General features: G+C 62.9%; 13 protein-coding genes. 4 read left to right on the top strand and 9 right to left on the bottom strand.

Annotated features, from left to right (window positions below; translation table 11 throughout):
- Window positions 1–108: 108 nt before the first annotated feature.
- The gene (gene edd, locus C8C98_RS11820) at window positions 109–1878 is read right to left on the bottom strand and encodes a phosphogluconate dehydratase (protein ID WP_121456216.1); all 1770 of its coding nucleotides are present in this window, start codon (window positions 1876–1878) and stop codon (window positions 109–111) included.
- A 369-nt stretch (window positions 1879–2247) separates the two neighbouring features.
- Between edd and C8C98_RS11810 the strand changes: the two genes are divergently transcribed.
- Window positions 2248–3177, top strand: a complete 930-nt coding sequence (locus C8C98_RS11810) for an SMP-30/gluconolactonase/LRE family protein (protein ID WP_121454436.1) — start codon at window positions 2248–2250, stop codon at window positions 3175–3177.
- Window positions 3178–3252: 75 nt separating this feature from the next.
- Window positions 3253–4104, top strand: a complete 852-nt coding sequence (locus C8C98_RS21555; protein WP_147436362.1) for a hypothetical protein — start codon at window positions 3253–3255, stop codon at window positions 4102–4104.
- On the opposite strand, the gene C8C98_RS11805 is transcribed toward C8C98_RS21555, so the two are convergent.
- Window positions 4078–5343 carry an AGE family epimerase/isomerase gene (locus tag C8C98_RS11805; protein WP_121456215.1) on the bottom strand — a complete coding sequence of 422 codons (1266 nt, stop codon included), beginning with the start codon at window positions 5341–5343 and terminating at the stop codon, window positions 4078–4080. The genes C8C98_RS21555 and C8C98_RS11805 overlap by 27 nt on opposite strands.
- 115 nt (window positions 5344–5458) lie before the next feature.
- Window positions 5459–7021 carry a glucose-6-phosphate isomerase gene (gene pgi / locus C8C98_RS11800; RefSeq protein ID WP_121456214.1) on the bottom strand — a complete coding sequence of 521 codons (1563 nt, stop codon included), beginning with the start codon at window positions 7019–7021 and terminating at the stop codon, window positions 5459–5461.
- A 182-nt stretch (window positions 7022–7203) separates the two neighbouring features.
- Here pgi and zwf point away from each other — a divergent pair, with 182 nt between their 5' ends.
- Together zwf and C8C98_RS11790 are read left to right on the top strand one after the other, a co-directional pair.
- On the top strand, window positions 7204–8658 hold the full coding sequence (gene zwf, locus C8C98_RS11795; protein ID WP_121454435.1) for a glucose-6-phosphate dehydrogenase: 1455 nt from the start codon (window positions 7204–7206) through the stop codon (window positions 8656–8658).
- 58 nt (window positions 8659–8716) lie between these two features.
- Complete coding sequence (locus C8C98_RS11790; protein ID WP_121454434.1) at window positions 8717–9166, top strand: hypothetical protein; 450 nt, start codon at window positions 8717–8719, stop codon at window positions 9164–9166.
- A gap of 48 nt (window positions 9167–9214) precedes the next feature.
- Here C8C98_RS11790 and C8C98_RS11785 read toward each other — a convergent pair whose 3' ends face one another.
- From C8C98_RS11785 to C8C98_RS11760, 6 genes are all read right to left on the bottom strand, one after another.
- Window positions 9215–9625, bottom strand: a complete 411-nt coding sequence (locus C8C98_RS11785) for a VOC family protein (RefSeq protein WP_121456213.1) — start codon at window positions 9623–9625, stop codon at window positions 9215–9217.
- A gap of 5 nt (window positions 9626–9630) precedes the next feature.
- Window positions 9631–10605 carry a glucokinase gene (locus tag C8C98_RS11780; protein ID WP_121454433.1) on the bottom strand — a complete coding sequence of 325 codons (975 nt, stop codon included), beginning with the start codon at window positions 10603–10605 and terminating at the stop codon, window positions 9631–9633.
- Between the two features lie 125 nt (window positions 10606–10730).
- On the bottom strand, window positions 10731–11795 hold the full coding sequence (locus tag C8C98_RS11775) for an ABC transporter ATP-binding protein (protein WP_121454432.1): 1065 nt from the start codon (window positions 11793–11795) through the stop codon (window positions 10731–10733).
- 14 nt (window positions 11796–11809) lie between these two features.
- A complete protein-coding gene (locus C8C98_RS11770; RefSeq protein WP_121454431.1) occupies window positions 11810–12691 on the bottom strand; it encodes a carbohydrate ABC transporter permease in 882 nt (293 codons plus the stop codon).
- On the bottom strand, window positions 12681–13559 hold the full coding sequence (locus C8C98_RS11765; protein WP_121454430.1) for a carbohydrate ABC transporter permease: 879 nt from the start codon (window positions 13557–13559) through the stop codon (window positions 12681–12683). The genes C8C98_RS11770 and C8C98_RS11765 overlap by 11 nt, the downstream gene beginning before the upstream one ends.
- 266 nt (window positions 13560–13825) lie before the next feature.
- On the bottom strand, window positions 13826–14944 hold the full coding sequence (locus C8C98_RS11760) for a carbohydrate porin (RefSeq protein ID WP_121454429.1): 1119 nt from the start codon (window positions 14942–14944) through the stop codon (window positions 13826–13828).
- Window positions 14945–15001: the final 57 nt, after the last annotated feature.

The following is a 15001-nucleotide window of genomic DNA, read 5'->3' as shown; positions in this document are numbered from 1 at the left end:
TCCTTGGTGTTTTAGGTGTCGGATGCCGCAAGCGGCCTACAAAACTGGCGCGACGCGATGCCAGTGCACCCGTGGAGCTGGCTTTGCCAGGCCACCGGGTGCGTCCTGCTACAACCACGTGCAGGCGCCTTGCTCAGCGCCACCTGCGTGGCGGCGGAAGTTGGTAAACAGTTCGCGGCCAAAGCCCGTAGCAGGCGGCGCGGTGTAGGGCGCCAAAGGCCGGGCAGCCCAGGTAGCTTCATCGACCAGCACATCCAGCGTGCCCGCCACCGCATCCACCCGCACGATGTCGCCGTCCAGCACCTTGGCCAGCGGGCCACCCGCCAGCGCCTCGGGCGTGACGTGGATGGCGGCGGGCACCTTGCCCGATGCGCCACTCATGCGGCCGTCAGTGACGAGCGCCACCTTGAAACCCTGGTTTTGCAGCACGGCCAGCGGGGGCGTGAGCTTGTGCAGCTCGGGCATGCCGTTGGCCTGCGGGCCCTGAAAGCGCACCACGGCGACCATGTCTTGCTGCACCTCGCCCGCGCTGAAAGCGGCGAGCAAGGCCTCTTGCGAATCGAACACACGGGCCGGGGCCTCGATGATGTGGTGGTCTTGCGGCACGGCAGACACCTTGATCACCGCACGGCCCAGGCGGCCTTGCAGCAGGCGCAGGCCGCCCGTGGGCGAGAACGGCTTGGACACGGGGCGCAACACGGTCTCGTCGCCCGACACCGCTGGTGCGCCCTGCCCGCCTGCGGCAATCCCACCGGCGTTCACGCTCATCACATCAGGGTGCATGAAGCCACCGGCGAGCAGCTCGCGCAAGATCCACGCGGGGCCGCCTGCGGCCTGGAACTGGTTCACATCGGCATCGCCGTTGGGGTACACGCGGGCCAGCAGCGGCACGGCGGACGAGAGTTCGTCAAAGTCCGACCAGTCGATCAAGATGCCCGCGCTGCGCGCAATGGCCACCCAGTGGATCAAATGGTTGGTGGAGCCCCCCGTGGCCAGCAAGGCCACCATGGCGTTGACGATGCAGCGCTCGTCCACCAGCTTGCCAATGGGCGTAAAGCGCGGACTGCGCTTGCCAATGTCGAGCACCGTGCGCACCGCTTGGCGGGTGAAGGCCTCGCGCGCTTCGGTGCCGGGCGCCTCAAACGCCGCGCCAGGCACATGCAGGCCCATGGCTTCAAGCAGCATCTGGTTGCTGTTGGCCGTGCCGTAAAACGTGCAGGTGCCGGGGCTGTGGTACGCGGCGGACTCGGCCTTGAGCAGCTCATCGCGCCCCACCAGGCCTTGTGCGTACTGCTCGCGCACCTTGGATTTGTCCTTGTTCGACAAGCCCGTGCCCATGGGGCCTGCGGGCACAAACACGCAGGGCAGGTGGCCGTAGTGCAGCGCGCCAATCAGCAGGCCGGGCACGATCTTGTCGCACACGCCCAGCAGCAGCGCGCCGTCAAACACATCGTGGGACAGCGCTACCGCAGTGGCCATGGCAATGGCATCGCGGGAGAACAACGACAGCTCCATGCCGGGCGTGCCCTGCGTGACGCCATCGCACATCGCGGGCACGCCGCCAGCCACCTGCACCGTGGCGCCGTGCTGGGCGGCCTCATCCCGCAGAACGGCGGGGTAGCTTTGGTACGGCTGGTGGGCCGACAACATGTCGTTGTAGGCCGTGACCACGCCAATGTTGGGTGCCTTTTCGACCGTGACCTTGAACTTGTCCGAGCCCGGCAGCGCCGCGTAGGCGTGGGCCAGGTTGGCGCAGCCCATGCGGTCTTGCGCAGGTTTGCGGGCAATCATGGCGTCAACGCCAGCGAGGTAGGCGCCGCGCGTGTCTGCGCTGCGCTGGACAATGCGCTCGGTCACGCGCGCTACAACTGGGTGCATGGAAGTCTCCATCGGTGGGTGGCAAGGCCCCGTGCAGGGTGCCGGGGCTCAGTATCTAAGAACCTGTTCAAGCTCTTTTCGGGGTCGCACAAGTACCTTGCCGGGATGGGATGCAAGGCGCGGTGCGCAGTGGATAGCTCAGCTATCCACAAGCGCCGCAACGCCGCAGACCGCCCGGCAAGGCACTTGCCCTACGGGTTGGAGTGAAATCGGGCGATTGGACGCCTCGGCTGCTTGCATGGGCACGAGCCCATGCGGCGCACCCGAGGCATCCACTCATCCCGATTGCACTCCAATGCGATCCCCGAAAAGAGTTTGAGCAGGTTCTGAGCCCTAAAATGTAACTTGATAACCACCCCGCTTCAAGCCATGTCCTTGCAAACTCTGCCCCTGCCGCCGTCCGAACTGGGCGAATCCCCCTTTTGGCACCCCCAGGAGCAACAGCTCTACTGGTGCGATATCCAGGGCTTTGCGGTGCATGCGTGGAGCCCCAGCACTGGGCAACACCGGCAATGGCGCATGCCCAGCGAGCCCGGCTGCTGCGCCCCTGCGGTGGGCGGCGGACTGGTAATCGGGTTACGAAACGGTTTCTATCTTCTGGACACAGCGAAGGACAGTGCAGACCCCACCGCCCTCACCTGCCTGGCCCTGCTGCCACCCGAGCGGCACGATACCGCTGTGCTGCGCCTGAATGATGGCCGGTGCGACACCGCAGGCCGCTTCTGGGCGGGCTCGGTCATCACGCCGCGCACGGCACCCAATGCCGCGCTGTGGTGCCTGCAGGCCGACCCAGCCAGCGCCACCGGCTACAGCGTGCGCCACATGGCGGGCGACAACTTCACCGCCAACGGCCTGGCTTTCAGCCCCGACAACCGCACGATGTATTGGTCCAACACGCCAGAGCACCGCATCGACCGGTTCGACTTTGATCTGTTTACCGGCGAGATCACCAACCGCCGCCCCTGGGTGCAGTTTGACCGCAAGGTGGAAGGCCAACCCTACGGCGGCAGGCCCGATGGTGCGGCGGTGGATGTGGAGGGGAATTACTGGGTCGCTATGTATGAGGGGGCTTGTGTGCTGCAGCTCTCGCCAGCGGGTGAAGTGCTGCAACGCATTGCAGTGCCGGTGCAGTGCCCAACCATGGTGTGTTTTGGGGACCCGGATTTGCGGACGCTGTTCATTGCGTCGGCACGGGCGGGGAGGCCGGTGGAGGAGCAGGAGGCGGCGATTCCGGCGGGGTCGCTGTTCAGTGTTCGGGCGGAATTGACGGGGCTACCTGTAAATTTTTTCTGCGCTTGAATCTACAGCACGCTACGCACTACGATTTCGCCAACCGAGCATCCAAGATTGTTAAAGTCTCATTTTTATATTTACATGCAATTCCAATCCATCACCTTAATGGTCCTTGGGATGCTGTGTAGCGCCAGCATCGCAGCATCTCCTGACATTACCGGCAAGCGAATAGACGCAAAAACAAACTACCTTTATTGGTTCCAGTGCGTACTTGAGAATCATCAACTTTCGCCTGACGCATTGAGAAACGCGGAGATAAGCAAGGTGCAGGGAGCACTAGAACAACTCGTGGAAGACAGAACGCAGGCTTGCCACGGCATTCCGATGGCAATTCCACCGACATATCACAACAGGACGAGCAGAATCAACAGCAGTCCCCATGGCGCAAGGCTGGAACTTCATTTTCCTCGCGAAACATTAATAGATACAAAACCGCCGGATGACATGAAAAAAATAAATTTCTTTCGTGTCATCCTGCACCCCATGCATCAATGGGAGCCCTTTTTTATCAGCGAACCAAAAGTCAATTCAACCCCGCCGCCCTCTCGCACAGAGACATTTCTATTTCTCCTTCGTGGATCCGACAAGATTCAACCAACTGGCATTGAAGAAAATGGGTTTCGAATTTACGAGACTCCGATCAACTTTCGGCAAGCCACCCACGGCGGGACACGGGTATTCGCTCCCACAAATGGCAGCCCTAATATCCTCATGGTCTGTGCAATTGAGAGACGAGACAGCATGGGAGTCAAAAGAAAATTTCCGGGATGCACGGTCAGAACTACACTCGATGGCCTCTTTGAACTCGAATACGGAATTCTTGGCCAAGACGTGGAATCTATCCGCACCTTAGACAAGCGGCTCAAAGGGATGATTCGAGACTTTTTCGCACTGCCCGCCCCGCATTCACCGCGCGCTACTCCCGTCCGATAGCTTTCGCCGCGTCACCCCCCTCAACACGTCATAGCACGCCCCCATGTTGTGATAGTCCACCTTCCCCGCATTGCTCTTCTCGCGGGTGGTGTTGCGGTTGTCGCGGTGCAGGATGCGAAACCACGCTCCGTGTTCGTGGTCCACAAAGTGGGCCCAGCAGTAGGCCCAGATGCGGTCGTACCACTGCCAGTAGCGTGCATCGCCCGTGCGCACAGCCAGCAACGCAGCGGCGGCAAGGCTTTCGGCCTGCACCCAGTGGTATTTGCCGTCGTCACAAATGCTGCCGTCGGGCGCCATGCCGTAGTACAGGCCGCCGTATTCGGCATCCCAGCCGCGCTGCACGGCGGCATCGAACAGGCGCTGTGCGCAGGGCAAGTGCCACTCAGCAGGTAACAGCAAATCCAGTTGCAGCAGCAGCTTGGCCCATTCGGTCTGGTGGCCGATCTGGTAGCCCCAGGGGCGGAAGATGTTGCTGCGGTCATGGCGGTTGTAGTCCCAGTCCACCGACCAGTCGGCTTGAAAATGCTCCCACACCCAGCCTTCAGCGGCGGGGGCGTGTGCAGCGGTGGACAACGCGGCCTGCCGCTGGCAGATGCCTTGCGCTAATTGTTCAGCACGCTCGATGTAGCGGCGCTCGCCCGTGGCACGGAAGGCAGAGATCATGGCCTCGCAGGCGTGCATGTTGGCGTTCTGGCCCCGGTAGCCTGTGAGCTGCCAGGCCGTATCCGCCTCGTCGGCATACAGGCCTGCGGCGGGTTGCCAGAAGTGCTGTTCAGTGGTGTCAAACGCTTCAGCCAGCCACGCACGGGCCTCGGGCACTCCGGCTTCAAAAGCGCGGGCGTAGGCCAGCATCACAAAGGCCATGCCGTAGCAGTGGCGTGTGGCGTCTTGCACGGTGGCGCGGCCTTCATGCCAATCGATCAGCCAGGCGTAGCCGCCCATCGCACGATCAACGGGGTCGAGGAACGCAGTGCGCAAAAACGTGAGCGCGTGCCGCATGCCTTCCTGGTAACGCGCCTCGCCCGTGGTGCGGTAGAGCATGGCGTGTGTGACCACAAAGCGGGTGGCGCTGACGAGGTGGCGGGTGCGGGGGTTGTACACCGTGCCGTCGTCCGTGAAGAAGTGGAACTGCCCGCCGCTCGGGTCCGTGGCCACGGGGTCATAGAACGCCATGGTGTCGCGAAGGTGGGTGCGCAGAAATGCGCTGGACCGGAAGTCCGGCCGGGGTGGCGTGGTCATGGTGTGTGTCTCCTGCTTCATCTGCCGTCGGCCAGTGGCCCGATGGCCTCTGGCGGTGGGGCGCGCGGTCTATGGCCTGCGCTGCCCCGGTGCTGTCATGCTGGCGGTGCCTGGCTCAGTCGCCGCTGCGCAGCAGGTTCAACCAGCCTGCGGTGGAGCTGTCGAGCCCCGTCGCATCGCCGCTGTCCAGCCGCGCCTCCAGGTCTTTGGCCAGCACTTTGCCCAGCTCTACGCCCCACTGGTCAAAGCTGTTGATGCCCCACAGGCTGCCGCTCACAAACACGCGGTGCTCTTGCAAGGCGATCAGTGCGCCCAGCGCGGTGGGGTTGAGCGCTTCGAGCAGCATCAGCGTGCTGGGCCGGTTACCCGGAAAGTGGCGCTGGCCATCGTCGCTGGCCTTGCCGACCATCAGTGCCTGCGTCTGGGCCAGGGCATTGGCCAGCACCTTTTTTTGGTGGCCAGGCAACGGGTGCGATGCCTTGCGCACAGCCACGATCTCCAGGGGCAGCACATCGGTGCCTTGGTGCAACATCTGGAAGAACGCGTGTTGCCCGTTGGTGCCAGGCTCGCCCCAAATCGCGGGCGATGTCGCGCAAGCCAGTGTGCTGCCGTCTTGCGCCACGCGCTTGCCGTTGCTCTCCATCTCCAGCTGCTGCAGGTAGGCCGCATAACGGCCCATGGATGCGTGGTATGGCGCCACGCAGCGGCTGGTGAAGCCGTGGAAGTTGCGGTACCAAACGTCCAGCAGCCCCAGGCGCACAGGCAGATTGCGCGCCAGCGGTGCGGTGCGAAAGTGCTCGTCCATGGCGTGCCCGCCCGCCAGAAACGCACGAAAGCCTTGTGCGCCCACCGCCATGGCCAGCGGCAAGCCAATGGCCGACCACAGCGAGTAGCGCCCGCCCACCCAGTCCCAAAAGCCAAAGGTGGTGGTGATGCCCAACGCGCGGGTGGCTTCCAGGTTGGTCGACAGCGCCACAAAGTGCCGCGCCACATCGCGCCCGCCCTGGGCGGCAAACCACGCCAGCGCCGAGTGCGCATTCATCATGGTCTCTGCCGTGGTGAAGGTTTTGGAAGCCACTAGGAACAGCGTGCTCTCAGGCCGCAGGCCCTGCAGCACATGGTGCAGCTCGTGTCCATCGACGTTCGAGACAAAGTGAAAGCGCTTGCCGGGCGTGCGGAATTCCTCCAGCGCACGCACCGCCATGTGCGGGCCCAGGTCAGATCCACCAATGCCGATGTTCACCACATCGGTGATCGATGCGTCGCTGCGTACCTGCTCGGCAAAGGCGAGCATGGCGTCGAGCGTGCGGTGCACGTCTGCCAAGCGCTCGGGGGTTTCTGGCACATCGCCGGGCAGCACTACACCCGCAGGGCGGCGCAGCAGCGTGTGCAGCACGGCGCGGTTTTCAGTGGTGTTGATGGGCTGGCCTGCAAACATGGCGTCGCGGTGCGCTTCCAGCCCCGTGGCGCGGGCGAGCTGAAGCAGCAGAGCCTCGGTGTCCTGGTCCCACAGGTTTTTGGACAGATCGGCAAACACATGCGGCGCGGACTGGCTGAAGTGGGCAAAGCGGCCCGCATCGGCCGCAAACGCCTGGCGCATGTCCAGGGCGCGGCCCTGGGCCGTGAAGTGGGCCTCCAGCAGGGGCCAAAGTGCTGTCTGATCGCAACGGGTGGGCATGAACGTCATGTCGACTGAAGATTGAAAGGCGCCGCGATAGTAACTTGATTACACAAAAAAGCGCTGATTTCTGAGATTCTTTCTGGTTACAAAAGACTGCAATCTAGAGATAGAGGATGCAAAGCGATGTAACGTGATTACAATTCCGAGCAACAAAACGATCCACCCATCACGGAGACACCATGAGTTTTGACCTCGTCCTGTTTGGCGGCACCGGCGACCTCGCCTGGCGCAAGCTCATGCCCGCATTGTTTCAGGCATTTCGGCATGGCACGCTGCCCGAGGGCGGACGCATTATTGCTGTGGCACGGGACGATCTGAGCGACGAACAATACCGCAGCCTGATCCAGTCGCGTTTTGACGGTGTGGATCTGGCCAAGCGCCCCACGCCGGACGAGTTTGCCCGCTTTGCGGCGCTGCTGCACTACCTGCGCATGGACCTGTCCCAAACCCAGGACTACGAGCGCCTGGCGGAGATGCTGAAGGCACGCGGCGCGGAATCTGTGGTGATGTATGTGGCCACCGCCCCCAGCCTGTTCACCAACGTGTGCGAGCAAATCGCAGCCGTGGGCCTGAACGGCCCCGCCACCCGCGTGGTGCTGGAAAAACCGCTGGGCCACGACCTGCAGTCGAACCAGGCCATCAACGACACGCTGCGCCGTGTGCTGAAAGAAGAGCAGGTCTTTCGCATCGACCACTACCTGGGCAAGCCCTCGGTGCAAAACCTGTTTGCGCTGCGCTTTGGCAATGCGCTGTTCGAGCCCCTGTGGAAGCGCGAGACGATTGCCAACATCCAGATCACCATTGCCGAAGAGCTGGGCGTGGAATCGCGTGGGGCCTTTTACGACCAGACTGGCGCGCTGCGCGACATGGTGCAAAACCACGCGCTGCAACTGTTGTGCGCCATCGGCATGGAGCCGCCCATCAACTCGGGTGCGACTGCCATCCGCGATGAAAAACTCAAGGTGCTGCAAGCCCTCAAGCCCTGGACGCTGGAGACCATTGGGCAACACGTGATCCGGGGGCAGTACGCCGCAGGCACGCACCAGGGCCAAAGCGTGCCTGGCTACGCGCAAGAAAAAGGCGTGCCCGCCAGCAGCACCACCGAAACCTTTGTGGCGCTGCGCACCGAAATTTTGAACTGGCGCTGGGCTGGCGTGCCGTTTTACATCCGCACCGGCAAGCGGCTGGCGGGGCGCGACGCGCACATCGTCATCAACTTCCGCCCGGTGCCGCACCCCATCTTCAAAACGCCCGTGGGCGCAGCCAACCGTTTGGTCATCAACCTGCAGCCCAAAGACGGGCTGGAGCTGCACCTGATGGCCCAAGGCGCGGCCCAGCACCAGACCGAGCCCGCCTTGTCGCAAGTGCACCTGAACCTGGACTTTGACCAGCGCTTTGGCGCAGAGCGCGTGGGCGCCTACGAGCGACTGCTGCTGGACGTGATCGCCGGGCGCTTGAACCTGTTTGTGCGCAGCGATGAGCAAGAAGCGGCGTGGCGCTGGGTGGAGCCCATCTTGCAGTACTGGAAGAACGACCCCGCAGGCCCCCGCCCCTACGCCGCAGGCAGCTGGGGCCCCCGCGCCGCCAGCGCCATGATTGCGCGCGATGGCAATTGCTGGAGCGAGGAGATGTGATCGACAGGTGGTAGCGCTAAAAGGCGTTGACTGCTCCCCAATCACACAAAATCACGGCATGCTCAAAAAGCGCAAACTTTTACCCTTCCTGCTGAGCATTCCAGTGATCGGAGCGATCGCTTTTTTCGGGCCGTCAGGCCCTGAAGGTTGGAAGTCTGCCTGTGGATGCATCCCGACAGACTGGGGTTTTGTGGGGTTCCTGTCGCTTGAAACCGAACGGTCGTTGCCCTTACCGGCATCTGTAGATCTCGACAAGGTGGACACAGAGATGGTTATCTCTGGTTTCCTGCGGCAGATTCCTGTTGGATCCAGCCTGCAAAAAATCAAGGAAACCAGCAGATTCATGGAGTCCACCTGTGAAGAGGTCAATATCCGCCTCTATCGATGCGACTACTGGCTTCAATTCAAACGCACCTCAGCACGAGGTTACTCGGTGTTGTTTCACCTCTCTGAAAGCCAGCAGTTGGCGTCGGTCGAAGCCAAGGCCGCGATGAGAGAAACAAAATAGGCGTTGTGCACTGTGAGGGCAAGGTTAGCCGGTTACAACGGTCTACTTCTATCCCTCGACCAGCTCAATCGGCAACCCATCCGGGTCTGCCAAAAACGTGAACAGCGCGCCAGTGAATGGGTCCACCCGCACGGGCTCCACCGCCACGCCGTGTTGGGCCAGCAGCGCCACACTGGCCTGCATGTCGACCACGCGCAAGGCCAGGTGGCGCAGGCCGCAGGCTTCGGGGTACGAGGGGCGCGGTGGCGGCGCGGGGAAGGAGAAAAGCTCCAGCTGCGTGCCGTCGGGCAGCTGCAAATCGAGCTTGTGCGACTGGCGCTCAGTGCGGTAGGTTTCGTGCACCACAGGCAGGCCCAGCACCTGCGTGTAGAAGTGTTTGGAGCGGGTGTAGTCCGACGCAATGATCGCCACGTGGTGGATGCCCGCGATCTGCAACGACCGGGGTGATAAACCCGCCACGGGGCTCACTCTGTGCCCGCGATGTCCAGCGCGCGCGCGGCGCCGTGCAATGCGGGGGTGGCCGTGGGGTCGATGATCCAGCACGGAATACCGGCCAGGTACGACTGAAAGCGCCCCTTGGATTCGAACCGCGCGCGGAACGAGGATTGGTCGAACCAGGTGCCCAGGCGCGGCACCATGCCACCACCCAAGTACACGCCGCCCCGCGCCCCCAGTGTGAGGGCGAGGTTACCCGCCACGCTGCCCAAAAAGCCGCAGAATAAGTCCAGCGCCTCCAGCGCCAGGGCGTCTTTGGATTGCAGGGCGAGATCTGTCACCTGGGCAGCAGAGCTGATCTCTTTGCCGCCGCGCTGCGCCAGCCTGCGCAGCGCGTGGTACAGGTCCACCAGCCCGGCGCCACACACGGCGCGCTCGGCAGACACATGGCCGTAGCGCTCTTGCAGGATGGCCAGTACATCGAACTCGCGCTGCGTTTGCGCAGCCAGCGTGACGTGCCCGCCCTCGCCCGACAGCGGAACGCCGTGGCTGGCACCCGGCGGGAACACCAAGCCTGACACCCCGAGCCCCGTGCCCGGGCCCACCAGCGCAATGGCGCTGCCCGCCACGGCCGCGCCGCCGCCCACCTGGCGCAGTTGCGCGGGGGCCAGCGTGGGCAGGGCCAGTGCCAGCGCGGTGAAGTCGTTGATGACCACCAGGCGCTGCAGGCCCAGCGACGCTTTGAGTGCGCTTTGCGAGAAACACCAGCTGTGGTTGGTCATGCGCACCTCGTCGCCCGTGACCGGGTTGGCGATGCCAAAGGCGGCCTCACGCGGCGTGGCGATGTTCACCTCGGCCAGATAGGCCGCGATGGCGGCATCCACCGTGGGGAACTGGGCGCAAGGCAGCACGCGGGTGTCGTGCAGGGGGCCATCGGGCTGGTCTTGCCAGGCCAAGCGGATGTTGGTGCCGCCGATGTCGGCCAGCAGGCGCAGGGGGGTCATGCTGTACTTTAAGTAAAAACGGCCTCTAGCGCTTGATTAATAAGCGCTAGCAGCTATTATTTTCATAGCATATGAATGCCACGATCGCCACGACAGAGGGCATGCCTGCGGGCAGGCCCTGCCTGTCACGCCAGGCGATTTTCGCTGCTGGCGTCAAACCAGTGGGCGTTGGCGGGCTCGACCGCCAGGCCCACGGCGTCACCGGGCTGCACGCGGGTTTGGGCATCGGTGCGCAGGGTGACGCTGCCTGCGGCGGTGTCCACCATCACGTAGGTGTCAGGGCCCGTGGGCTCGACCACGCTGACCTTGCCGCGCCACGGGGCGCTGTCTTGCATCACCAAGTGCTCAGGGCGCACGCCCAGCAGCACTTCGTTGGCGCTCGATGCGGGCGGCGCCAGGTTCAACGCTGCACCCTGGATGCCAAACTGCCCGCCCGTGGCCGCACCGCGCAGCAGGTTCATGGTGGGCGAGCCGATGAACGTGGCCACGTAGGTGTTGGCCGGGCGGTTGTAGATGTCGTCGGGCGTGCCCAGCTGCTGCACCACGCCGCCCTTCATCACCGCAATGCGCGAGCCCAAGGTCATGGCCTCGACTTGGTCGTGCGTGACATACACGCTGGTGATGCCGCTGGCCTGGTGCAGGCGCTTGATTTCGGCGCGCATTTCCACGCGCAGCTTGGCGTCGAGGTTGGACAGCGGCTCGTCAAACAAAAAGAGCTGCGGCTGACGCGCCAGCGCCCGCCCCATGGCCACACGCTGGCGCTGGCCGCCCGAGAGCTGGCTGGGCCTGCGGTCCAGCAGGTGACTGATCTGCAGCATGGCCGCGACTTCGTCGATGCGCTTTTGGCGCTCGGCCTTGGGCATCTTGCGCATCTCCAGCGCAAAACCGATGTTGTCGGCCACGCTCAAGGTGGGGTAGAGCGCGTAGCTTTGGAACACCATGGCGATGTCGCGGTCGCGCGGGGGCATGCCCACCACGTTTTGGCCAGCGATGCGGATCTCGCCCTCGGTGGGCTCATCGAGCCCGGCAATGATGTTGAGCAGCGTGGACTTGCCGCAGCCCGAGGGGCCGACCAGGATGAGGAACTCGCCGGGTGCGACGTGGATGTCCACCTTGCGCAGCACTTCCACGCTCTTGTCGCCCTTGCCAAAGCGCTTGTTGATGCCTGCGATGTCGAGTGATGACGCCATGATTTCTTACTCTCTTAACCTTTGACGGCGCCAGCCGTCAGGCCGCGCACAAAAAACTTACCGGCCAGCACATAGATCACCATCGTGGGCAGGCCCGCGATGATGGCGGCGGCCATGTCCACGTTGTAGGCCTTCACGCTGCTGCTGGTGTTGGCCAGGTTGTTCAGGCCCACGGTGATGGGCTTGGAGTCGGTGCCTGAGAACACCACACCGAACAGGAAGTCGTTCCAGATGTTGGTGAACTGCCAGATCAGCGTGACCATGACGATGGGCGTGGACAACGGCAGCACGATGCGCCAGAAAATCTGGAAGAAGCTGGCCCCATCCATGCGCGCCGCGTTCACCAGTTCCTTGGGGATGGCCGCGTAGTAGTTGCGAAAGAACAGCGTGGTGCCCGCCAGGCCCGCCAGGCAGTGCACCAGCACCAGCCCGGTGATGGAGCTGGACAGCCCCAGCCAGCCCAGCACCTGGCTCATGGGCAACAGCACCACCTGGAAGGGCATGAACACGCCAAACAGCAGCAGGCCAAACAGCGTGTCGCTGCCGCGAAACTTCCACAGGCTCAGCACATAGCCATTGAGCGCACCCCACACGGTGGAGATAAGCACCGCAGGCACCGCCATGGACACCGAGTTCCAGAAGAACGGACGCAGGCCGTTGCAGTCCACGCCCGTGCAGGCGCTAGACCAGGCGGTGAACCACGCAGACCAGTTCAAGCCACCGGGCAAGGCCAGCAACGAGGTCGAACGGATTTCCTCCGCATCCTTGAACGATGTCACCAGCATGGCATACAGCGGCAACAGGAAGAACGCCACGGCCAGGGCCAGCACGGCGTACACCAGCATGCGCCCCGCGGACGGAAAAAGGCTTGAAGACGCCAAGGGCTTAGCGGTCATGGGGCTTGCTCCGCAATTCGCTGTAAAGGTAAGGAATGACAAGGGCGGCCACGGTGGCCAGCATCATGGTGGCGCTGGCTGCGCCCAGACCAATTTGCCCGCGAGAGAACGACATGGTGTACATGAAGGTGGCAGGCACATCGGTGGCAAAGCCGGGGCCGCCCGCTGTCAGCGCCATCACCAGGTCAAAGCTCTTGATCGCCAGGTGCGACAGCACCATGAGGGTAGAGAAAAACACGGGCCGCAACGCGGGCAGCACGATGCGCCAGTAAATGCGCGGCAGCGAGGCTCCATCGACCTGGGCGGCTTTGATGATGCTGTCGTCAATGCCGCGCAGTCCCGCCAGGAACAGCGCCATGGCAAACCCGGCGCTTTGCCAGATGCCCGCAATCACCACGCAATAGATGGCCATGTCGGTATCGACCAGCCAGCCAAATTCAAAGTTCGTGAAGCCCCAGTCACGCACCAGCTTTTCCAAGCCCATGCCGGGGTTGAGCAACCACTTCCAGGCCGTGCCCGTCACCACGAAAGACAGCGCCATGGGGTACAGGTAGATGGTGCGCAGTGCGCCTTCGGCGCGGATCTTCTGGTCAAGCAGCACGGCCAGCAGCACGCCAATCAGCAGCGAGCCCCCCACATAGCCCACGCCAAAAATGCCCAGGTTCTTGAGCGCGACCCACCAACGGTCCATGGCCCACAGCTTGTCGTACTGCGCCAAGCCCACCCATTCGTAATTGGGCAGCATGCGCGAGGCCGAGAAGCTGAGCACCCCGTTCCACACCATGAGCCCATAAATAAACGCGAAGCCCAGCACAAAGGCTGGCGCTACCACCAGCTTGGGCAGCCAGGTTTCAAAGGAATTCTTCATTGCCTACCGAATCTCTAAAGACTTACGCAAATCGGGATGCCACATCAGCCCCACCTTGCAGCGAACGGCTTGCTTAAGCCCTGTTTTGCGAGAGCCATGTCTCTGTTGCATACACCAACGTCCAACGCGATCAGGCCAAAGACCCGATCCATTCATCCCACACGAGGCTCTTTGCTCCGCATAAAAAAGGGGGGTGCGCACAGAGCACCCCCCAATGAACAAAGTGTTTACCTCAGACTAACTCGCTCTCACTCTCGCTCTCTCTCTTACCACCAGACCTCGTACTGCACCCCCACCAGAGTGCGCGAAGTCTTGCCACCGGCTCCAAACGTTGAGGCGTTTGCTACCGCAGCAGCTTGGTTCCAATTGGCCTTGGTGACGTACAGGCGCAGCTCAGGGCGCGACCAGAAGTCTTCATTCAGTGCCAGGGCACCGGCCAGCGTGACCTTGCTCAGGCGCTGGTCAGGGCCTGTGCCCTTGCGTGTGGTGGTGGACAGCTCAGCCAAGCCCTTGAAGTTCTTGGTGAACGCGTACGAACCACGGCCGCCCAGCGAGAAGTCCTTGGTCTCCACGCCAGTGACGTCGGCCTTGTTGGTCTGGTAGCCAATCAGTGCCTGGCCCCCAAAGCGGCCAAACTGCCAGCCAATGGAGTCGGCGATGCGGGTCACGCGCTTCCCAGCCGATTTGCCGTCGATCGATTCAAACTCGCCGTCGATGCGGGCATGGCCGCGCGAGGCTTGCAGGAACAGGGCGTTGCTCATGCCCTTCACCAGGAAGTCCTTCTGGTTGTGCGACACCGAAATACCGGAGCCCGAACCACCGTTGACCTGGCCCGTGCCGCTCACCGAAGTCAGCAACACGCGCAGCTGGCCGCCGGGGTTGGTGTTGATCTCAGAGATGTCGGCATTGAGGCGGCGGGCCTTCACGCCGGTGGGCAGGTTGTTGTCAAACTTATCGCCGGTGAACACGCCCAGGCCCAGCTTGGCGCCGCCCAGCGAAATGTCGGTCACGCCAGCGCCCTGGTTGTCGCCGTAGTTCATCAAGAAGTTGTCCACGATGTGCACATCCTGGATACGCAGGCGGCGCTGACCGGCCCAGAACTTGGCCTCTGGCGCAAAGTCAAAACCGCTCATTTCCACATAGGCCTGGTCGGTGCCGACATCGCCGCTGCCCCACTTGACAGGCATGTAGTGGACCTTCCACTTGATGCCTGCAGCCTCGAACCGTTTGATCAGGTCGATTTCAATACCGTTGTCTCCCTCGTTACCCAGACGGTACTTTTGCAGCTCACCACCGAGCGCCAGGTTGCCCTTGACACCATCGGTGTGGTTGAACACGGGGCCACCCCGTGAATAACCGGTGAACTCAAAGCCTGCTACGTCCATAGCAAAGGCACCATTCGCGCATGCGGCGGCCAAAGCCACCGCCGTGAGGCGGTTTCT

This window comes from Acidovorax sp. 106, from assembly GCF_003663825.1.
In the GTDB taxonomy this organism is placed as follows: Bacteria; Pseudomonadota; Gammaproteobacteria; order Burkholderiales; family Burkholderiaceae_C; genus Acidovorax.
Note: the sequence above shows the minus strand (reverse complement) of the source record. Positions and strands in the feature narration are given on the sequence as shown.